This is a genomic window from Brachybacterium sp. UNK5269 (genome assembly GCF_049266655.1).
Classification (GTDB): domain Bacteria; phylum Actinomycetota; class Actinomycetes; order Actinomycetales; family Dermabacteraceae; genus Brachybacterium.
This window is the reverse complement of the sequence record NZ_CP184883.1, coordinates 3583958-3603158: the sequence shown is the minus strand read 5'-3', so window position 1 is coordinate 3603158 and position 19201 is coordinate 3583958. Positions and strand designations below refer to the sequence as shown.

18 protein-coding genes and 1 tRNA gene are annotated in these 19201 nt (G+C 71.5%); 11 read left to right on the top strand and 8 right to left on the bottom strand.

Translation table 11 applies throughout. The annotated features are described in order from the left end of the window. Positions 1-73: 73 nt before the first annotated feature. Positions 74-1024, bottom strand: a complete 951-nt coding sequence (locus ACOJUI_RS16675) for a carbohydrate ABC transporter permease (RefSeq protein WP_422116046.1) — start codon at positions 1022-1024, stop codon at positions 74-76. A 464-nt stretch (positions 1025-1488) separates the two neighbouring features. On the opposite strand from ACOJUI_RS16675, the gene ACOJUI_RS16670 reads away from it, so the two are divergent. Then, complete coding sequence (locus ACOJUI_RS16670) at positions 1489-3015, top strand: FAD-dependent oxidoreductase (protein ID WP_422116045.1); 1527 nt, start codon at positions 1489-1491, stop codon at positions 3013-3015. Here the strand turns inward: ACOJUI_RS16670 and ACOJUI_RS16665 are convergent. Next, complete coding sequence (locus tag ACOJUI_RS16665) at positions 2954-4027, bottom strand: hypothetical protein (protein ID WP_422116044.1); 1074 nt, start codon at positions 4025-4027, stop codon at positions 2954-2956. The two genes, ACOJUI_RS16670 and ACOJUI_RS16665, sit on opposite strands and share 62 nt — an antisense overlap. A gap of 58 nt (positions 4028-4085) precedes the next feature. Further along, a complete protein-coding gene (locus ACOJUI_RS16660; RefSeq protein ID WP_422116043.1) occupies positions 4086-5423 on the bottom strand; it encodes an APC family permease in 1338 nt (445 codons plus the stop codon). Between the two features lie 245 nt (positions 5424-5668). On the opposite strand from ACOJUI_RS16660, the gene rpsF reads away from it, so the two are divergent. The 7 genes from rpsF to ACOJUI_RS16625 all read left to right on the top strand — a co-directional run bounded on the left by rpsF (position 5669) and on the right by ACOJUI_RS16625 (position 9449). Next, complete coding sequence (gene rpsF, locus ACOJUI_RS16655; RefSeq protein WP_422116042.1) at positions 5669-5959, top strand: 30S ribosomal protein S6; 291 nt, start codon at positions 5669-5671, stop codon at positions 5957-5959. A gap of 58 nt (positions 5960-6017) precedes the next feature. Beyond that, positions 6018-6572 carry a single-stranded DNA-binding protein gene (locus ACOJUI_RS16650; RefSeq protein ID WP_422116041.1) on the top strand — a complete coding sequence of 185 codons (555 nt, stop codon included), beginning with the start codon at positions 6018-6020 and terminating at the stop codon, positions 6570-6572. Positions 6573-6656: 84 nt separating this feature from the next. After that, on the top strand, positions 6657-6893 hold the full coding sequence (gene rpsR / locus ACOJUI_RS16645; RefSeq protein ID WP_422116040.1) for a 30S ribosomal protein S18: 237 nt from the start codon (positions 6657-6659) through the stop codon (positions 6891-6893). A 17-nt stretch (positions 6894-6910) separates the two neighbouring features. Beyond that, entirely contained in the window at positions 6911-7381 is a 471-nt protein-coding gene (rplI, locus tag ACOJUI_RS16640; RefSeq protein ID WP_422116039.1) for a 50S ribosomal protein L9, read from the top strand. 90 nt (positions 7382-7471) lie between these two features. After that, positions 7472-7765 carry a hypothetical protein gene (locus ACOJUI_RS16635; protein ID WP_422116038.1) on the top strand — a complete coding sequence of 98 codons (294 nt, stop codon included), beginning with the start codon at positions 7472-7474 and terminating at the stop codon, positions 7763-7765. Between the two features lie 124 nt (positions 7766-7889). Next, positions 7890-9248 carry an amino acid permease gene (locus ACOJUI_RS16630; protein ID WP_422117692.1) on the top strand — a complete coding sequence of 453 codons (1359 nt, stop codon included), beginning with the start codon at positions 7890-7892 and terminating at the stop codon, positions 9246-9248. A 117-nt stretch (positions 9249-9365) separates the two neighbouring features. After that, a tRNA-Leu gene (locus ACOJUI_RS16625) sits at positions 9366-9449 on the top strand. 204 nt (positions 9450-9653) lie between these two features. Here ACOJUI_RS16625 and ACOJUI_RS16620 read toward each other — a convergent pair. Next, positions 9654-10202 carry an NYN domain-containing protein gene (locus ACOJUI_RS16620; protein WP_422116037.1) on the bottom strand — a complete coding sequence of 183 codons (549 nt, stop codon included), beginning with the start codon at positions 10200-10202 and terminating at the stop codon, positions 9654-9656. A gap of 463 nt (positions 10203-10665) precedes the next feature. Here ACOJUI_RS16620 and ACOJUI_RS16615 point away from each other — a divergent pair, with 463 nt between their 5' ends. Then, positions 10666-12273 carry an HNH endonuclease signature motif containing protein gene (locus tag ACOJUI_RS16615; RefSeq protein WP_422116036.1) on the top strand — a complete coding sequence of 536 codons (1608 nt, stop codon included), beginning with the start codon at positions 10666-10668 and terminating at the stop codon, positions 12271-12273. Positions 12274-12426: 153 nt separating this feature from the next. On the opposite strand, the gene fdhA is transcribed toward ACOJUI_RS16615, so the two are convergent. The 4 genes from fdhA to ACOJUI_RS16595 form a co-directional block, all read right to left on the bottom strand. After that, positions 12427-13653: a formaldehyde dehydrogenase, glutathione-independent gene (fdhA, locus tag ACOJUI_RS16610; protein WP_422116035.1), complete on the bottom strand. Its 1227-nt coding sequence runs from the start codon at positions 13651-13653 to the stop codon at positions 12427-12429. Positions 13654-13784: 131 nt separating this feature from the next. Further along, on the bottom strand, positions 13785-14846 hold the full coding sequence (locus tag ACOJUI_RS16605) for a Gfo/Idh/MocA family protein (RefSeq protein WP_422116034.1): 1062 nt from the start codon (positions 14844-14846) through the stop codon (positions 13785-13787). Positions 14847-14875: 29 nt separating this feature from the next. Beyond that, a complete protein-coding gene (locus ACOJUI_RS16600; protein WP_422116033.1) occupies positions 14876-15775 on the bottom strand; it encodes a sugar phosphate isomerase/epimerase family protein in 900 nt (299 codons plus the stop codon). After that, positions 15772-16917: an ROK family protein gene (locus ACOJUI_RS16595; RefSeq protein WP_422116032.1), complete on the bottom strand. Its 1146-nt coding sequence runs from the start codon at positions 16915-16917 to the stop codon at positions 15772-15774. Before ACOJUI_RS16595 ends, ACOJUI_RS16600 begins: the two co-directional genes overlap by 4 nt. A 143-nt stretch (positions 16918-17060) precedes the next feature. Here ACOJUI_RS16595 and ACOJUI_RS16590 point away from each other — a divergent pair, with 143 nt between their 5' ends. Further along, positions 17061-18506: a protein adenylyltransferase SelO gene (locus ACOJUI_RS16590; protein WP_422116031.1), complete on the top strand. Its 1446-nt coding sequence runs from the start codon at positions 17061-17063 to the stop codon at positions 18504-18506. A 124-nt stretch (positions 18507-18630) separates the two neighbouring features. Next, on the top strand, positions 18631-19185 hold the full coding sequence (locus ACOJUI_RS16585) for a type 1 glutamine amidotransferase domain-containing protein (RefSeq protein WP_422116030.1): 555 nt from the start codon (positions 18631-18633) through the stop codon (positions 19183-19185). Positions 19186-19201 lie beyond the last annotated feature (16 nt).

The following is a 19201-nucleotide window of genomic DNA, read 5'->3' as shown; positions in this document are numbered from 1 at the left end:
GCCCGGGAGGAGACGACGGCGGCGCCGGGGCGGACGTCGACGGCCGGCGCCGTGATCGCGGACTTCGAGGTGGTCATCGGTTCTCCCCCTGGTAGTGGACGAGCCGCTTGGAGACCTGCACCTGGATCAGGGTGATCACCATGATGATCGCGAACAGGACCCAGGCCATGGCCGCGGCGAGGCCGAAGTTGAACTGCTGGAAGGCCTGCTGGTACAGGTAGATCCCGTAGAACAGGGAGGCCGAGGGCGCCGAGCTGCTGGCATCGCGGTAGAACAGCAGGTACGCCTGGTCGAAGACCTGCAGCGAGGAGATCGTGTTGGTGACCACCAGGAAGAACGTGGTCGGCGAGATCAGCGGAATGGTGATCTTCCAGAACCGCCGCACGGAGCCGGCGCCGTCGAGCGCGGCCGCCTCGTACAGGTCCGTCGGGACGCCCTGCAGCGCGGCCATGTAGATGATCATCGAGCCGGCCACCGCCCAGGCCGACATCAGCACGATCGAGGGGATGATCCAGTTCGGATCGATCAGCCACTGCGGCCCCTGGATGCCGACCGCGCCCAGCGCCTGGTTCACGGCGCCCCGGTTGCCGTTCAGCAGCAGCAGGAACACCGCGGCGGTCGCGACGGCCGGGGTCATCTTCGGCAGGTAGTACAGCACCCGGAAGAAGCCCTGACCGCGCGGGATCGACATCAGCAGCAGCGCCAGCAGCAGCGCGAAGGCCGTCTCCAGCGGCACGGACATGAGCGCGAAGGTGAAGGTGTTGCCGAGGGACTGCAGGACCTTCGGATCGTCGATCAGCTCCGCGTAGTTCTCCCCGCCCACCCACGGCGCCGTGTTGGTGGCCAGGTCGTAGTCGGTCGCGGAGAGGTAGGCGCTGTAGCTCATCGAGATCACGGTGAAGACCAGGAACCCGATGATCCAGGGCGAGATGAAGGCGTACCCGGCCAGGGCCTCGCGGTCGAACCGTCGGCGGCGTCGCCGCGGGGGTGGGATCCGGGACGCGGTGCGTGCAGCAGCAGTCATGCTACCTCCTCTCGACAGACGGATGAACGGCGCTGGGGAGGGGATCCCTCTTGGCGAACAGTAGAAGCGCTTCTCCCGGCGGACAACTGCCGGGCCGGATCAGCGGGGTTCCCCGCACCGCGGCGGCGCACCCCTGCGCGCCGTGCGTGCCGCGGTGAAGCCCCAGGCCGCGGGCCGGCGCCGCCGGACCGGTGGGCCTCGCGAGCCGGCCCCGCCTCGTCGGAGAGTCCCTGAACTGCACCGTCGCCCCGCGAGCGGGCGCGCGGGCACCCGGGACCCGGCGCAGCGAGCTGCCTGCGCGCAGCATCGTCGCCGGCGCCCCTACCCCATCGCGCCCCGGTGCGGGGGCGGAGTGACCGTTCGGTCCGACCGGTCTGCCCCCGGGTCAGCGCTGGGTGCATAGGGTGAGGCCACGATCACGGCCGATGCCGGGCCCCGCCGGCGACCGATGGAGGACAGCACCGATGCGTTCGCTCTGGCTCGACACCCATGACAGCTCCGAGATCCCCGTCAGCGACATGCCCGTCGGCATCTCCTACGACGTGGCGGTGGCCGGCGCCGGCCTGACGGGCCTCGCGACGGCCGTGATGCTGGCGCGGGCCGGGCGCCGCGTCATCGTGCTGGAGGCGCGCACCGTGGGCGCCGTCGCGACCGGCAACACCACCGCGAAGCTCTCCCTCCTGCAGGGCACCCGGCTCTCCGAGATCCGCTCCCGCCACTCCCTGGACACCGCCCGCGCGTACCTGGCGGCCAATGCCGAGGCGCAGCGCTGGCTGCTCGCGGAGTGCGAGCGCGCGGGGGTCCCCGTCCAGCGCCGGCCCGCCGCCACCTACGCCACCACCGATTCCGGGGTCAAGAGCGTCGCCGAGGAGCTGCGGACCGCCCGCGAGCTGGGACTGGACGCGACGTTCACGCAGACCACCGAGCTGCCGTTCCCGATCGCCGGCGCGGTGGTGCTCGAGGACCAGGCGCAGTTCCACCCCCTGGAGGTGCTCACGGCCCTCGCCCGTGAGCTGCGCTCCCTGGGCGGGGTGCTGGTCGAGGGCGCCCGGCTCACCGCCGCGGGCCGGAAGGGACCGTTCACCCTCGCCACCACCCGCGGCGAGGTGCGCGCGGACCGGCTGGTCCTGGCCACCGGCAGCACCGTCCTGGATCGCAGCGGCCACGCCGAGCGGATGGTGCCCAGCCGCTCCTACGCGATGACCTACCGGGTCCCCGCCGGCTCCTGGGTCCCCCACGGCATGCACATCTCGGCCGACCAGCCCAGCCGCACCCTGCGCTCGGTGCCGATCGGCACGGAGGAGCTGCTGCTGGTCGGCGGTGCCGACCACGTGACCGGCCGCGCCGAGTCCCCGGCCCAGCGGATCCAGGAGCTGCACGAGTGGACCCTGGACCTGATCCCGCAGGCCGAGCGCACCCACACCTGGGCCGCGCAGGACTACAGCAGCGCCTCCGGGCTCCCGCTGGTGGGGGCGCTGCCCGGCAGCGACGGCACCATCGTGGCCGCGACCGGCTACGCCAAGTGGGGGATGAGCAACGGCGTGGCCGCCGCGCTGGCGATGACGGGGCTGCTCGAGGGCGCCCCTCCCACCTGGCTTCCCGAGCTCAGCAGCGGCGCGGGGCTCAGCGCGCTCGCCTCCGGGGCGGTGCTGGGTGCCGAGGTCGGTGCGCACCTGGTGGCGGGGTGGGTGCAGGGCGAGCTCACGGCCCTGCCCTCGGAGCCGCCCGCGGAGGGTGCCGGGATCGTCGGCCGCTCCGACGGGGCCCCGGTGGCCGTCTCCACCGTCGACGGACGCACCTGCGCGGTCTCCGCCGTCTGCACCCACCTGGGCGGGGTGCTGCGCTGGAACGACGCGGAGATGTCCTGGGACTGCCCGCTGCACGGCTCCCGTTTCGCGCCCGACGGCGCGCTGCTCGAGGGTCCGGCGGTCAGCGACCTCGCTCCGCGTCCGAGTCCGGGCGCCGCAGCACCTCCCGGCGGCCGTGGGTGAGCTGGCGCAGGTCCGTGCGCTCGTCGAAGCTGGTGCCGAGCCCGCCGGCGACGACGCCCAGCGCGGCGCTCAGCCAGGCGATGTCCACGTAGTTCTGGAAGCCCACTGGTCCGCCCATGATCTCGGCCATGAAGTCGGGATCGATCACCACCAGACCCGCGGCGAGGATCACCACGAACAGCGCGATGTACAGCGCGAGGACCGTGAGGAACAGGGTGAGCAGGGTGGAGAGGTTGTAGTAGACGAACACCTCGGTGGGGCCGGCCCGCTCCGCGCGCTCCCAGAGCCGGTTGCTGAGGATCAGCCAGCCCACCATCAGGGTGATCGCGAGCAGCCCGATCGTCAGCAGCCGGGTGGTCGACAGGGCGGCGGACATCAGCCAGATCGAGTTGTAGAAGATGCCGAAGGCTCCGGTGGCGGAGGCGGCGGCCAGCGCGCTGGACAGCTGCGGGACGGTCCGCCAGGGCTCGTTCGTGGCCGCCATCCCGAACACCGTGCGGGGCACCCCGGTGAGGGTGTGCGCATGCAGCTGGCCGGTGGACTCGTCGCTCGGCGGCGTCCAGCGGTTCCAGCGCGGCTCGTAGCGCTCCCGCGCCTCGGCCGGGGCGCCGTCGACCAGTCGCAGCACGCAGGACATGAACAGCGCCACCAGCTTCCGCTGCACCCCGACCACCCCGAGGGTGGGGTACGAGAGCACCGCGGCGGCCTCGCCGGGGAGGATCTCGGCGATCAGCGGCTTGCCGTGGGAGCGGCGCGGCATCTCGGTGAGGATCAGGACGGCGTCCACCCCGTCGTAGTCGTCCCGCAGCGAGTGGATGGAGCCGAACTCGAGGGTGTCGGCGTCGTTGATCCCGAGCAGCGTCGAACGCAGATGGACCGTCGCGGAGCCGAAGCAGCTCGCCAGCTCCTCCTCGAACTGCTCCCGGACCGCCTCCGCTCTCCCGGTGCAGCGTCCGGGATCGCTCAGCACCAGGACGGTGATGCCCGGGGTCCGGGCGGACGGGTCGTCCATGGGTCCTCCTCGCTCGGAACGGGTCCACCCTAGAGCCGTTCCGAGCCGGGCGCGTCCTTCAGGCGGTCCGGTGGTCGGTCCCGGACTGGCGGCGGCGCCAGGTGGCGATCCCGGCCAGCACGGCCGCGACGGCGAGGAACGGCAGCCCGAGGCGCCACACCTCCCACTCGACCTGGGTCATCAGCAGCAGGCAGGAGACCACGCCCGCGACCGGCAGCACCGCCGGGACCGTGTAGTGGCGGTGGTCGGGCCGGTCCTTGCGCAGCACCAGCACAGCGGCGTTGACCGAGATGAAGACCACCAGCAGCAGCAGCACCATGGTCCCGGCCAGCACGTCGATCGAGCCGGTCAGGGCCAGCACGATCGACAGCGCGGTGGTCACGATGATCGCGACCCAGGGGGTCTGGCGCTTCGGCAGCACCTTGGTGAGGACCTTGGGCAGCAGCCCGTCCGACGCCATGCCGTAGGCCAGGCGGGAGGACATGATGCCGGTCAGCAGGGCGCCGTTGGCCACCGCGATCAGGGCGATCGCGCTGAACACCAGCGGGGGCACGAAGCCGGCGGCCTCGACCACCAGGGCCAGCGGGCCCGTGGACCCCGCCAGCTCCTCGGTGGGCACCACGGCGGAGGCGACGATGCCGATCAGGGCGTAGACGATGCCGGTGACGATCAGCGCGCCGAACAGGGCGCGGGGGTAGGAGCGCGTGGGGTCCTTGGTCTCCTCGGCAATGTTCGCGCTGGTCTCGAAGCCGGCGTAGGAGTAGAAGGCCAGCACGGTGCCGGCCAGCACCGCCGCGACCGGCCCGTTCTCCGGGGTGCCGAGCTCGGTGAGGCGGCTCAGGTCGCCGTCACCCCGCCCGATCACGATGAAGCCGAGCACGATCACCAGCAGCAGGCCGCCGACCTCGATCAGGGTCGCCACGCGGTTCGCGCCGAGCGACTCGGAGATCCCGCGGGTGTTCAGCGCGGCCAGCAGGCCCAGGAACACGATGACCACCAGGAACGTCGGCAGCGACACGAAGGCGGTGAGGTAGTCGCCGGCGAAGCCGAGGGCCAGTGCCCCCACTGAGACGATGCCGGCCGAGAGCATGCAGAAGCCCACCAGGAACCCCACGAACGGTCCGAAGGCGCGCATCGCGTAGTGGGAGGAGCCGCCCGCCTTGGGGTACTTGGTGGCGAGCTCCGCATAGGAGCCGGCGGTCAGCAGCGCCAGCAGCAGGGCGGAGACCAGCGGCACCCAGAGGGCGCCCCCGGCGATCCCGGCGATCTCCCCGGCCAGCACGTAGACGCCGGCGCCCAGCACGTCCCCGAGGATGAACAGGAACAGGCCCGTCGTGGTGACGGTGCGGGCCAGGCCGGTCTTCCCGCTGGCGGCCGTGGTGTCGGTGCTGGTCATGGTGACAACCTAGTGCTGGGCGCCGCGGAAGGACAGACCGTTCGGTCGCCCGGCCGGCCGACGCCCGGCCCACCTGCGCTGTGATACCCCGCGCACCGGGAGCCGGTCCCTGGCCGCCGACCGGGCCGGCGGGTACGCTGGGCCGGTCCGTGACGCGCATCGCCGATGTCCGCAGCGGATGGCATGAACCCTCCTGCCACGGAGAGACCGTGGCCGCAGAGACCACAGGAGGTGGGTAACCGAACATGCGCAAGTACGAAATGGTCGTGATCCTCGACCCGTCCGTCGATGAACGGACCGTCACCGGAACTTTCGAGAAGCTCGTCCAGGTCATCCCGACCGAGGGCGGCACCATCGACAACGTCGACGTCTGGGGCAAGCGGAAGTTCGCCTACGAGATCGACAAGAAGACCGAGGGCATCTACATCGTCCTGCAGTTCACCGCGAAGTCCTCGACCGCGCAGGAGCTCGATCGTCAGCTCGGCCTCAACGAGTCGGTCATGCGCACGAAGGTCATGCGCCTCGACGCCCGCTGAGCCGGACCCCCGCTGACCCCCTCATCACCACACCCCATCCCGGAGCACAGGAGCACCCATGGCGAATGACACCGTCATCACGGTGATCGGCAACCTGACCGCCGACCCGGAGCTGCGTTTCACGCAGTCCGGCATCGCGGTCGCGTCGTTCACCATCGCGTCCACCCCCCGCACGTTCGACCGTCAGGCGAACGAGTGGAAGGACGGCGAGGCCCTGTTCCTGCGCTGCTCCATCTGGCGCGACGCCGCGGAGAACGTGGCCGAGTCCCTGGAGAAGGGCTCCCGCGTGATCGCGCAGGGGCGGCTCAAGCAGCGCTCCTACACCGACCGCGAGGGCAACAACCGCACCAGCATCGAGCTGGACGTCGACGAGATCGGCCCCTCCCTCAAGTACGCGACCGCGAAGGCCAACAAGGTCCAGCGCGGTGGCGGCGGTGGCGGCGGCGGCTTCGGCGGTGGCGGCGGCAACTTCGGTGGCGGCGCCCCGCAGGGCGGCGGCCAGGGCGGCTCCGGTGGTCAGGGCGGCTACAGCAACGCGCCGCAGGGCGCGCCCGCTGCCGACCCCTGGGCCGGCGGCGGCAACCAGGGCGGGTACGACGACCCTCCCTTCTGATCGCCACGGCGATCACTGCACCCCATAGATCCGATCCATCCCGGGTCCCCGCCCGGGCTCCCCTCAGAAAGAAGGAGCACCACGATGGCCAAGCCTCCCCTTCGGACCCCGAAGAAGAAGCTCAACCCGCTGAAGGCCGCGGGAGTCGAGACCGTTGACTACAAGGACGCCGCGCTGCTGCGCAAGTTCGTCTCCGACCGCGGCAAGATCCGCGCCCGTCGGGTCACCGGTGTCTCCGTGCAGGAGCAGCGCAAGATCGCGAAGGCCGTGAAGAACGCCCGCGAGATCGCGCTCCTGCCCTACTCGACCTCCGGTCGCTGAACGAGGAAGGCACTGATATGACCAGCAAGCTCATCCTCACCAACGAGGTCTCGGGCCTCGGAGCCGCCGGCGACGTCGTCGAGGTCAAGGACGGCTACGCCCGCAACTACCTCATGCCCCGCGGTCTCGCGACCCCGTGGACCAAGGGTGGTCAGCGTCAGCTCGACCAGATCCGTGCGGCGCGCGGCAAGCGTGCGATCGCCAACGTCGAGGACGCGAAGTCGCTCAAGGCGTCCCTCGAGTCCAAGCCGCTCGTCATCGCCGAGCGCGCCGGCGAGAACGGCCGTCTCTTCGGTGCCGTCTCCTCCAAGGAGATCGCCGAGGGCGTCACCGCGATGTTCGGCAAGGACATCGATCGCCGGACCGTCGAGTTCCCGACCCCGATCCGGGCGCTCGGCGAGCACAAGGCGACCGTCCGTCTGCACGAGGACATCTTCGCGAACCTCGTCGTCCAGGTCGTCGCCGCCAAGGGCGCTGCGAAGTCCTGAGCGACCCGCTCCGCAGGAGGCCCCGCACCGGATGTCGGTGCGGGGCCTCTCGCGTCCCGCGCCGGCGCCCCGGCGCGGTACCGTCGTGGCATGTTCGGGACATCGAAGCAGAACCAGCTCCAGGCGGCCCATATCCGGTCCCTCGAGGCCCGGGTCCGCACCCTCGACGCGCTGGTGGTCCAGCTGGCGGAGCGCGCCGGGGTGGGCGACGAGGAGCTCGCGCACCTGCGCGGCATCTCCGAGGCGGGGGTCACGCCGGAGATCGAGGCGCTGGTGCGTCAGGGCAAGGACATCGAGGCCATCAAGTCGTACCGGCAGCTCACCGGGGCCGGGCTCAAGCAGGCCAAGGACGCGATCGACGCCTACCGCGCCCGCTCCGCCTGAGAGGCCCGGCAGTGGCTAGGCTCGCCTGGTGACCACACCCCCCACCGACCTCGACCACGCCCCGACCGCGCACCCGCAGCGCGGCGCCGACGGGGCCCTCGCCCGCACCCTCGGCCACGGCCAGATGGCCATGATCGCCATGGGCTCGGCCCTCGGCACCGGCCTCTTCCTCGGCTCCGGGAAGGCGATCGGGATCGCCGGCCCGGCCGTCATCCTCTCCTTCGCGATCGGGGCCCTGATCGCCGCCACGATCGCGCTGTCGATGGGTGAGATGGCCTCCCGCCACCCGGTGCGCGGCGGGTTCGGCACCCTCGCCGCCCGCTACCTCTCGCCCTTCTGGGGCTACCTCACCCGCTGGCTGTACTGGATCGTCACCGTCTGCGTGACCGGCGCGGAGCTCGTGGCCTGCGCGGCCTACCTCGCCTACTGGTTCCCGGCCGTCCCGCTGTGGGCCGGCATCCTGCTGTTCGCCGCGATGATCATCGGGATCAACCTCACCAGCGTGCGCTCCTTCGGCATCATCGAGTTCTTCCTGTCCTCCATCAAGGTGATCGCGGTGCTGATGTTCATCCTGGTGGGTGGGCTGCTGGTGGTCTTCGGGCTGCCCGGTCAGCCCGCCGCCGGAGTCGGCGAGCTCACGGCCGACGGGGGCTTCGCCCCGATGGGCTGGGCGGCCGTCTGGGTGGCGCTGTCGGTGGTGATGTTCTCCTTCGGCGGCATCGAGCTGCTCTCGCTCACCGCCGCTGAGGCGAAGGACCCGGCCCGCTCCATCCGCACCGCGGCCCGCACCACCATCGTGCGCCTGGGGTTCTTCTACGTGTTCGCGATCGGCATCGTGCTGTGCCTCGTGCCCTGGCAGGTGGCGTCCTCGACCGGCGAGGACGTCGCGACGTCCCCGTTCGTCATGGTCTTCGACCGCGTCGGCATCCCCGGCGCCTCCGACATCACCAACCTGCTGGTGCTCATCGCGGCCCTGTCGGCCGCCAATGCGAACCTCTACGCCGGCAGCCGGATCCTGCACTCCCTCGCCGCCGACGGCCTCGCTCCCCGCCTGGTGGGCGTCACCACTCGTCGCAGGGTCCCGGCGGTGGGGATCGTGGCCAGCTCCGTCGGCCTCCTGGCCGCCGCGGCGCTCGCCTTCAGCGGGGTCGGCGGCGTCTTCGACTACATGATGAGCCTGGTGGTGTTCTCGGTGCTCCTGGTGTGGGCGCTGATCCTCGTCACCTACCTGGTCTTCCGCCGCCGCGGCATCGAGGGCGCGACCTTCCGCATGCCCGGGGGATCGGTGACCGCCGCGCTGGGCCTGGTCGGCCTGCTGGCGGTCCTCGCCACCGTCCCTGTCAGCCCGAGCATGCAGATCGCCGCCATGGTGGGCGTGCCCGCGGTGCTGGTCGCCACCGCGCTCTACTTCACCGTCCTGCGCGGACGCGTGGACCCGGCCCATATCGACGAGGCCTTCGAGGAGGCCGAGAGCATGCGGTGAAGGGCGTCGACGTGGCGTTCGTTACTGTCTCCGGGATCTGGTTGGGATGAGGGTTCTGCGGGGGTAATCTAAAGGAACCTTCGGCCTCGGCGCCTCGAGACCCGGTGCCGGAGATACGCGCAAGTGGCGGAATTGGTAGACGCGCACGGTTCAGGTCCGTGTGCCGGAAACGGCGTGGGGGTTCAAGTCCCCCCTTGCGCACCGCAGCGAGACCCCGGTTCACTCAGGTGAACCGGGGTTCTTCGCGTCATGGGTCAGGTGCCGTCGGGCCGGCGCTTCGGGCCGTGAGCGGCCGCCGCGCTGCGCACGCGCGGACGCGCGCCTCTGCGCGGGGCCCGCGCACGCCGGCGGGCGGCAGATGCGATCCTCGGCGTGGCGGGCCCGGCGGGCCCGCCACCGCAGACCTCAGATGAACTCGAGCGGATCGAAGTCCTCGATGTCGATGATGCGCACGCGCGGAAGTCGGCTCGTGAACGCCGCGACGTCGTACTCGAGGTCGTGGAACTCGATCCCGGGGATGTCCTGCAGATCCGCGGCCATGAACTCGCGGAACCCGATGACCGCGGTGCGGCGGTCCGGGGTCGCGGTGAGGTCCTCCATCTGGGAGACGAAGTCCTTGTCATGACTGACCAGCATGACGTCGGCCGGACGCGACTGCAGGGCCTCGGCGGTGCGCTGGATCGCGATGTCCACGACCTTGCCCTCGCCGCGCAGCGGGACCGCCTTGTAGCCCATGGCGATGAGCGCCTGCACGAAGCTCGAGGGCAGGCTGTCGGTGACCGCCAGGAAGAACAGGCCCTTGACCGGCTGGTTCCACGCCGTCTCCGAGTAGTGGATCAGCTTGTTCCAGCGAGGGCGCTCCTCGGGCTGCGGGCGCCGACCCAGGACCGAGACGCCGAGCGTGGCGTCGATGTTCTCGCCGTCCACCAGGAGGTATGTGGTGCGTTCCGTCATGGCTCGACCTTACGCGCTCGCCGGGGCGCGCCGGGCCGCGCCGCGACGGAGGTGGGGTTGCGCGCGAATTTTCTCCGGCCGACGGGTGCACCGGCGATTGTGCGGCAGCGGTATGTCCCCAGAGTTGTCCACAGTGGGGACAACCGGGGTTTTCGTTCCTCCACACCGGTCGTTCATCCACATTCACGGCGGAGGCCTTGACGGAGCTGATGATTTCCGTTTCCTGATGCCGACGCGTGGGCCGAGTGGTCGTTGTCGCTGGCTGCGAGGGTGTCCGGCGACGAGGGGCCGGGCCGGCCAGGAACCATTCCTCCACACATGATGGTTTTCCACAGATTCACCCGCATTCCACATCTGCCCTTCTCGTCGAATGTGTGTTCGATTAGACTGGGGGTGTGGCGTCGGGCAGGCGCTGCTCATCGGTTTCTTCAGTGGTCGCGCATCTCGGCGGGGAGGGTGTCTCATGGGTGAGTTGGAGCCCGACGGTGACGGCGTCCCGTGCTGGAGTGTGCGGGCGCGGCATGGGCTGACCGAGGACCGGATCGTCCATGACGCGGAGGCGGAGCCCGGCAGCGCGCAGGCCCAGACGGTCCTGGCTCTTCACCACACCCTGCGCGGCCGTGCCCGCCTGTACGCGCGGCACCTCGAGCTGCTGACCACGTTCTTCGTCCAGGACGCGGAGAACGAGGGCTTGCTGGAGGACGCGGATGTGAGCGCGTTGAAGATCGCCACCGGGTTGCGGGTCTCGACCGTGCAGGCCACCGGCATGCTCCGCGATGCCCACCGCGCCGTGCACTGCATGCCCCAGACCTTCGCGTATCTCCAGCGTGGGGATCTTCCGGAGCATTTCCATCACTACCTGTTGCGGCGGGTCCGGGGCCTGACCGAGGAGCAGGCCCGCCAGGTCGACGCCCACCTCGCGCGGGTGGAGCTGCCGTCGGTGCCGCGGGAGTCGTTCGAAGCGCAGGTGCGTCTCGCGGTCCGGTTGGCGACGGCGGGCACGATTCCGGCTCCGGCGTCGTCGTTGCGGTCGGTGGAGATCAGCAATGTCGACGATGAGGCGGGGACGGCGTCGGTGACGATCACCGGTCCGATCCCGGAGATCAAAGCCCTGGTCCACCGCCTCGAGGTCACCTCCCGTGCCGTGCAGAAAGCCCAACGCGCCGCCCTGGAGGACGGGCAGGAAGGCCCGCTGCCGTTCGACATCGACGAGAACCTCCGCGAGCGCGGCAAGGCCCTCTCACTGCGGACCCTGCGCTATGCGATCCTGGTCCATTCGATCCTGGATATCGACCCGGTGCAGGAGACGTGCCGGCCCTACAAGATCCTGGTCACGATCCCCGTCACCACCCTGCTGGGTATGGACGAGGCCCCGGGGATGCTGGATGGGTTGACGCCGATCCCGGCCGAGCAGGCCCGTCAGCTCGCCGCGGGTGAGGCGACCTGGCAGCGGATCCTCACCGAGCCCCTCACCGGCGCCTACCTCCCGGTGGCGGCGACCACGTATCAGCCCAGCGCCCAGATGCGGCTGCAGCTGCGGTTGCGTCACCCGGTCTGCGCGGCCCCGGGCTGCACCCGCCCCACGGTGCTGGCGGCGGAGGATGACCACATCATCGAGTACGACCACGAGCACCCCGCTGCGGGTGGGCAGACCAGTCTGTGGAACCTCCACCGCCTGTGCTGGGTGCATCACCAGGCGAAGACCGCGGGGGACATCGACCCTGAACGCGACCCGGGTGACGACCCCACCCGCAATCGCGACGGCAGCATCCCGGCGGGGCCGGTGGAGACGACCTGGACCCTCGGCGGGGACCTGCGCACCCGCACCCGCGAGCACACCGACCTGCTCTCCCCGCGCACGGCGGCGTTCCTGGACTCCGCGTGGCGGATCCACCAGCGCAAACGCGAAGACGCCCTCCGATTGCAGGCCGAGGAGAAGGCCCGCCCTCGGGAGGAGCGGGTGGCCGAGCAGCGCTACGAAGCGATCTGCAAGGTCTACCCCAAGCGGCGCCTGATCCCCCCGGGCCACCACACGCCACCCCCGGACAGCGACGACCCACCACCCTTCTGACCACGGCCCGGCACCTCCGCCTCCGCCCCGTGACGACAGCGACGACCGCCCCCCTTCCCGCGAGGAGGGGGCGGTCGTCGTGCCTCGTCTGATCCGAGGACGTATCGGCGAGAGAGACCGGACCCCCGGACCGCCCGCAGGGCCCGACCGACGTCAGATCGCCTCGACCCGGCCGGTCATCCCGTGCGGATCGATGACGTACTTCCGGGCCACGCCGGCGTCGAACTCGGCGTAGCCCTTCGGGGCATCGTCCAGCGAGATGGCGGTGGCGTTCACGGCATCGGCGATCTGCACCCTGTCGTGCAGGATCGCCTCCATGAGCGGGCGGTGGTAGCGCATCACCGGGCACTGCCCGGTCGTGAACGACAGCGACTTCGCCCAGCCCAGCCCCAGTCGCAGCGACAGCGATCCCGTCTGGGCCGCCTCGTCCACGCCGCCCGGATCCCCGGTCACGTACAGCCCCGGGATGCCCAGCCGGCCGCCGGCCCGCGTGACGTCCATCAGGGTGTTGAGCACGGTGGCGGGGGCTTCCGCGGCGTCCTTGCCGTGACCGCGCGCCTCGAAGCCGACGGCGTCGACCCCGGCATCGACCTCCTCGCGACCGAGGATGCGGGCGATCCCCTCCCGGGGATCCTCCTGGGAGACGTCGATCGTCTCGCATCCGATCGCCGCGGCGTTGGCGAGGCGCTCGGCGTTGAGGTCCGCGACGATCACCACCGCTGCCCCGAGCAGCTGGGCCCCGACGGCCGCGGCCGTGCCGACCGGGCCCGCCCCCGCGATGTACACCGAGGAGCCGGGTGCCACGCCGGCCGTGACGGCACCGTGGAAGCCGGTGGGGAAGATGTCGGAGAGCATGGTCAGATCGAGGATCTTCTCCATCGCCTGGTCCTTGTCGGGGAACCTCAGCAGGTTCCAGTCCGCGTAGGGGACCAGGACGTACTCCGCCTGCCCGCCGACCCAGCCGCCCATGTCCACGTAGCCGTAGGCGCTGCCCGGACGGTCCGGGTTCACGTTCAGGCAGATCTCGGTGCGCTGCGTCTTGCACATGACGCAGCGGCCGCAGGAGATGTTGAAGGGGACCGAGACCAGGTCGCCCTTCTGGATGAACTCGACACCGGGACCGATCTCGATCACCTCCCCGGTGATCTCGTGGCCGAGGACCAGGCCATGCGGTGCGGTGGTGCGGCCCCGCACCATGTGCTGATCGGAGCCGCAGATGTTGGTGGCGACGACCTTGAGGATCGCCGCGTGGGGGAGCTTCCGGCCGACGTTGTCGGGGTGGACGCCCGGACCGTCCTGCAGCTCGAAGGTGGGGTACTCGATGTCGGTGACGCCGACCGTGCCCGGACCCTGATAGGCGATCGCGCGGTTGCTGGTCATGAAGAGGCCTCCTTGCCCGTCGATGCGGCCTCCCTCCACCGGGTGGACCCGGACCCGGAGACCGTCCCGCCCAGCCTCTGTGGCGTGCGTCACGAAGTCAACGGGCCGGGCCACGATCCCAGCGGCTCGGCTCAGCCGAGCATGACCTCCTTGCCCGTCTCCGCGGACTCGTAGATCGCCTCGAGCAGCCGCACGATCTCGACGCCGTGCCAGGCGGGGGCCACCGACTCGGCGCGCCCCAGGGAGGCGTCGACGAAGTTGGCGATCTCGTTCCGGAAGCCCGCGGCGAGCTCGAAGGTCCGCGAACCGATCTGCGGCTCGATGTTGACCACCGAGTCGTGCATCTCGGTGGCGATGTGCAGCGCCGGCTCGAGCTCGGCGCCGCCCTTCTCGCCGTAGACCGCCACCTCGATCGAGTCCTTGACCGCGTGCAGGGAGTAGGAGCAGTCCAGCAGGATCGAGGCGCCGTTGTCGAAGCGGATCACCGCGTTGGCGAGGTCCTCGACGGTGTTCTTGGCGGGGTCGTAGTCGGCGACCCGGTACCGGGGCATGGTGGTGATGTTGGCGCGGTTGCCCAGCCGGTCGTAGGTGTTGCCGCTGACCGAGACCACCTTCGGGGATCCCATCAGGTACCAGCAGAGGTCCAGCACGTGGATGCCGATGTCCAGCAGGGGACCGCCGCCGGAGATGCCCTTGTCGGCGAACCAGCCGCCCGGGTTGCCCGCCCGGCGCAGGCAGCTGGCGCGGGCGTAGTAGATCTCGCCCAGCTCTCCCGCGTCGATGAACGACTTCAGCACCTGGCAGTTGGGGGAGTGACGACGCACGAAGCCGACCTGCACCACGCGATCACCGGCGGCGGCGGCCTCCTGGATCTGCAGCGCCTCCCCGAGGGTGCGGGCGATCGGCTTCTCCACCAGCACGTGCTTGCCGGCCTCGACGGCGGCGATCGCCCAGCTGGCATGGGAGTTGTTCCAGGTGCAGATCGACACGCCGTCGATGTCGTCGGCCGCGAGCAGCTCGTGCGGATCGGCGTAGGCGCGCGCGGCGCCGAACTGATCGGCCACCGCCCGGGCCCGCTCGAGGTTCATGTCGGCCACCGCCACCAGCTCGACGTCGGGGTTCTCCGCGTAGGCGGTGAGGTGCAGCTGGGCGATGCTGCCGGCGCCGATGACGCCGACTCGGAAGGTGCTCATGAGGGGTGGTTCTCCTGGGTGGTGGATGGTCAGGCGGTCTTCAGCAGGTGCTGGGCGTTGGCGAGGCCGCGCTCGCAGGCGAGGAGGCAGTCCTCCCAGCCCTCGAACTCGATGGCGACGTACCCGCTGAAGTCCGACTCCTTGATCGCGCGGACGACGGCGCGCAGGTCGATGTCGCCGTTGCCGAGCACGGCGCCGCGCAGGTGCCGGCCGCCGCGGCTGCGGAACCAGCCGGCGCCGACGGCCGCGTCGGCCGGGCGGATGTAGAAGTCCTTGAGGTGCACGACCATCGCGTAGGGCAGGTTCTGGGCGACCGACACCTCCGGGGTCTCGTCGACGCAGACGAAGTTGCCGACGTCCACCGTGGTGCGGAAGTTCGGCTCGTCGACCGCGTGGACGATGCGGCGCACGCGGTCGGCGGCCTGGACGAAGAAGCCGTGGTTCTCGAGGCTGGTGGTGATGCCCTTGGTCGCCGCGTACCGGGCGATCTCCCGAGAGGCCCGGACGATCGAGGGCAGCGCCTGCTCGAACAGCGGGGTGTCGTCGCCCTGGTGGCCCCGATGGGCCACCACGTCGTGCCGCATCCGGGAGATGCCGAGCCGCTCGGCGAGGTCGACGTACTGCCGGATGCGGGAGATCTGCGCCGCCAGCTGCTCCTCGTCGTCCGTGAAGAAGTCCGCGCCGACGGCGAGGCTGGTCAGCGGCACCCCGGCGGCCTCCGCGGCGGCGCGGACCTGCTCGACGCGGTCGGCATCCCAGGAGATGTTGGGGATCGGGGAGTCCGGGTCGTCGCCGAGCACGGCGAGCTCGAGATGCTCGCCCTCGCTGCGGGCGATCCAGTCGATGACGTCGAGCAGGGTCATCGCGCCGCTCGAGAGCGCCGAGTGGAAGCTGTAGGAGCTGAAGCCGAGGCTGATGTCACTGGTCACGGATGGTCCTTCGCGGAGGGGGTGGGTGGGGTGGAGGTCGGAAAGCGGTGCCAGGGGGCGGGGACGTCGGGGACGCCGACGATCCGGTCGGAGCCGCGCTCGAAGGCGAGTCCCAGCGCGCCGATGAGGGCGCCGCCGCTGCTCAGCCGCGCCGGCACCACCGCGGGGGCGTGCTCGGTCATCAGCAGGCGGCGCAGGGCGCGGCGCAGCGGGTCCAGCAGGGTCTCGCCGGCCCGGGACAGCCCGCCGCCGACCACCACCAGCTCCGGATCGACGGTCAGCAGCACCGTGGCCAGGCGAGGGGCGATCTCGGCGCAGAACTCCTCGATCTCCTGCTGCGCGGCAGCGTCCCCGGCGGCCGCGCGCTCCAGCAGCGCCCGGGCGTCCTCACCGGTCGACCAGGTCAGGCGCCCGCGCACGGAGCTGCGGGTCCAGCGCATGCCGCGCTGGCTGCCCAGCTCGCCGGCGAGCCGGTGCGCTCCCTGCAGGATGGTGCCGCCGACGATGACCGCCACGGAGATGCGATGGCCGATCTGCACGAACACGATGCTGTCGGCCGCCTGGCCGAGATGCCGCTCGGCGAGGGCGGCCAGCTTGATGTCGTTCTCGACCACCACCGGGCAGCCCAGGCGCCGCTCGAGCTCCCCGGCGAGGTCGAGGCCGACCAGGGCGGGCGCCGCGAGGCTCTGCACCACGCGCCCGTCGGAGGCGAGGATGCCGGGGACGGCCACGCCCAGCGCGCGGGGCGACGCGTCGGACTCCTGCACCGCCCGCACCAGGCTGCCCAGCACGTCGTCGGGGTCGACGGGGACGCCGGTGCGGGCGAGGATGCGGCCGCCGGCGTCGGCCACCAGGCAGCGCACGGACCGGGCGCCGATGTCGAGGGCGGCCACGGTGGCGACGGCGGGATCCAGGGCGAAGCGTCGCGCCGGGCGTCCGGCGGTGCCGGAGAGCGCGCTGGGGGCGGGGCCGACGGTGCCGACGAGGTCCTGCAGGACTGCCTCGACGGTGGGCCGGGAGAGACCGGTGCGCGCGGCGAGGTCGCCGACGGAGAGCGGGCCGTCGGCCTCGCGCAGCGCCATCAGGCAGTCGCGGGCGTTGCTGCGACGGATCGCGGACGCCGCGTTCTCGGCCGTGGACATCGGCCTCCTCGCCCCTGCGGTCGCCGCTCCCGACTGATTCTACAACCGGGTTGCACAATGTGCGTGCGGTCAGTGTCCACGCCGGGTGAGGGTGCCGTCAAGGCCCTTGCGGGCGCGAGCGGTGGGGGTGGCAGGATCGGGGGATGGAGACTCCCTCGCGTCCCGTGCCCGCGCTGCAGCAGACCTACGCCGCCGCGGTCCCCGAGCTGTCGGTGCCCTGGCGGGCCGAGGCGCCCCCGCGACCGCAGCTGGCGTGGCTCAACGACGACCTGGCCCGCGAGCTCGGCTACGAGCCGGCCTTCCTGCGCAGCGACGAGGGGATCGCCCTGCTCACCGGCCAGTTCGAGGAGCCGGCCACCACCGCGCAGGCCTATGCCGGCCACCAGTTCGGCTCGGCGAACCCGCAGCTCGGCGACGGCCGGGCGGTGCTGCTGGGAGATCTCGTCGACACCGCAGGGGTCCGCCGCGACCTGCACCTCAAGGGCGCCGGACGCACCCCCTTCGCCCGCGGCGGGGACGGGAAGGCGCCCCTGGGACCGATGCTGCGCGAGGCCGTCGTCGGCGAATGGATGCACGCCCTCCAGGTGCCCAGCACGCGCGCGCTGGCGGTGCTCACCACGGGCGAGCAGATCGCGCCGCGCCAGGGCGTCACTCCCGAGCCGGGCGCCCTGCTGGTGCGCGTGGCGGCGAGCCACCTGCGGGTGGGGACCTTCCAGTACGCGGCCTGGCACCTGGACGCGCCGGTGCAGCGAGCGCTGCTGGCGTACACGACCGACCGCCACCACCCCGAGGCCGCCACCCCGCTGGAACTGCTGGAGGCCGTGGCCCGCGGACAGGCGGAGCTGGTGGCGCAGTGGATGCTGATCGGCTTCATCCACGGGGTGATGAACACCGACAACATGGCGCTCAGCGGGGAGGGCATCGACTACGGCCCCTGCGCCGTCCTGGACGAGCACCGCCGCGGGGCGGTGTTCAGCTCGATCGACCGCGGCGGCCGCTACGCCTACGGCAACCAGCCGGGCATCGCGCAGTGGAACCTCTCCCGCTTCGCCGAGACCCTGCTGCCGCTGATGGACGAGGAGGACCCGAACCGCGCCGTCGAGCGGGCCACCGGGGTGCTCGAGCACTTCGAGGGCTGGTACCTCGAGGCCTACGGGCGCGGGCTCGCGCAGAAGCTCGGGATCCCGCTCGAGGTCGGCGACACCGAGCGCCTGGCCGCGGTGCTCGAGCTGGGCGGGGAGCTCTTCGGGATGCTCGAGGAGCAGCGGGTGGACCATACGGGCTTCTTCCGCGCGCTCGAGGAGGGGGAGGCGGCGATGCTGCCGGCCGGGTCGGAGGCGTTCGCGGGATGGAGCGAGCGGTGGGAGGTACTGCGCGGTCCCGGGGCGCCGGCCGGGGTCAATCCCCTGTACGTGCCCCGCAACGCGCACCTCGACGCCGCGCTGCGGGCCGCCCACCTGGGGGATCTCGATCCGGTGCACGAGCTGCTGGAGGCCGTGCGCGCCCCGTTCACCCGACGGGAGGGCCTCGAGCACCTGGAGGGCGCCGGGGATGCCGGCGAGGGCTTCCTGACCTTCTGCGGCACCTGACCGGGAGGTCGGGACGAGGCCGGGCCGGCGCCGGGCCGCGGTGGTACGGTCGCCGCACCTGGGACGCGAGCCCCGCCTTCTCGCAGCGGGCTCCGTCGTCCCGTCGTCGACGGAAGGAGAAGCGATGTCCAGCCCTCTCGAAGGCCGTACGATCCTGGTCCTGACCAGCAACTTCGGCACGGAGACCGATGAGCTCCAGCGCCCGATCGCCGCGCTGCGCGAGGCCGGGGCCACCCTCACCGTGGCCGCGCCGGAGACGGGGTCCGTCCAGACCCTCGTGCTCGACAAGGAGCTCGGCCCCGAGGTGCCGGTGGACGCGGTGCACGGGACCGTGAAGGCCGCCGACTTCGACGCGCTGGTGCTGCCCGGCGGCACCCTGAACGCCGATGCCCTGCGGGCCGACGAGACCGCGCAGTTCCTGGTGCGGGCCTTCGCCGCCGACGGCAAGGTGATCGCCGCGATCTGCCACGCGCCCTGGATCCTGGTGGAGACCGGCCTGGTCGACGGCCGCGACGTCACCTCCGTGCCCACCATCCGCACCGACCTCGTCAACGCCGGCGGGACCTGGTCGGACCAGGAGGTGGTGGTCGACGAGACCGACGGCTTCCGCCTGATCACCTCCCGCACCCCCGACGACCTCGACGCCTTCAACGCCGCGGTCATCGACGCCCTCAGCTGACCCGCACCGCCCCACC

What these genes read in the sequence shown, in the direction of transcription:
- ACOJUI_RS16620 (WP_422116037.1), bottom strand. Translation starts at nt 10,202, where the DNA reads ATGACGGAACGCACCACATACCTCCTGGTGGACGGCGAGAACATCGAC.
- fdhA (WP_422116035.1), bottom strand. Translation starts at nt 13,653, where the DNA reads ATGACCAGCAACCGCGCGATCGCCTATCAGGGTCCGGGCACGGTCGGC.
- ACOJUI_RS16590 (WP_422116031.1), top strand. Translation starts at nt 17,061, where the DNA reads ATGGAGACTCCCTCGCGTCCCGTGCCCGCGCTGCAGCAGACCTACGCC.
- ACOJUI_RS16595 (WP_422116032.1), bottom strand. Translation starts at nt 16,917, where the DNA reads ATGTCCACGGCCGAGAACGCGGCGTCCGCGATCCGTCGCAGCAACGCC.
- ACOJUI_RS16615 (WP_422116036.1), top strand. Translation starts at nt 10,666, where the DNA reads ATGGGTGAGTTGGAGCCCGACGGTGACGGCGTCCCGTGCTGGAGTGTG.
- ACOJUI_RS16650 (WP_422116041.1), top strand. Translation starts at nt 6,018, where the DNA reads ATGGCGAATGACACCGTCATCACGGTGATCGGCAACCTGACCGCCGAC.
- ACOJUI_RS16605 (WP_422116034.1), bottom strand. Translation starts at nt 14,846, where the DNA reads ATGAGCACCTTCCGAGTCGGCGTCATCGGCGCCGGCAGCATCGCCCAG.
- ACOJUI_RS16660 (WP_422116043.1), bottom strand. Translation starts at nt 5,423, where the DNA reads ATGACCAGCACCGACACCACGGCCGCCAGCGGGAAGACCGGCCTGGCC.
- rpsR (WP_422116040.1), top strand. Translation starts at nt 6,657, where the DNA reads ATGGCCAAGCCTCCCCTTCGGACCCCGAAGAAGAAGCTCAACCCGCTG.
- ACOJUI_RS16635 (WP_422116038.1), top strand. Translation starts at nt 7,472, where the DNA reads ATGTTCGGGACATCGAAGCAGAACCAGCTCCAGGCGGCCCATATCCGG.
- ACOJUI_RS16585 (WP_422116030.1), top strand. Translation starts at nt 18,631, where the DNA reads ATGTCCAGCCCTCTCGAAGGCCGTACGATCCTGGTCCTGACCAGCAAC.
- ACOJUI_RS16665 (WP_422116044.1), bottom strand. Translation starts at nt 4,027, where the DNA reads ATGGACGACCCGTCCGCCCGGACCCCGGGCATCACCGTCCTGGTGCTG.
- rpsF (WP_422116042.1), top strand. Translation starts at nt 5,669, where the DNA reads ATGCGCAAGTACGAAATGGTCGTGATCCTCGACCCGTCCGTCGATGAA.
- ACOJUI_RS16670 (WP_422116045.1), top strand. Translation starts at nt 1,489, where the DNA reads ATGCGTTCGCTCTGGCTCGACACCCATGACAGCTCCGAGATCCCCGTC.
- ACOJUI_RS16675 (WP_422116046.1), bottom strand. Translation starts at nt 1,024, where the DNA reads ATGACTGCTGCTGCACGCACCGCGTCCCGGATCCCACCCCCGCGGCGA.
- ACOJUI_RS16630 (WP_422117692.1), top strand. Translation starts at nt 7,890, where the DNA reads ATGGCCATGATCGCCATGGGCTCGGCCCTCGGCACCGGCCTCTTCCTC.
- rplI (WP_422116039.1), top strand. Translation starts at nt 6,911, where the DNA reads ATGACCAGCAAGCTCATCCTCACCAACGAGGTCTCGGGCCTCGGAGCC.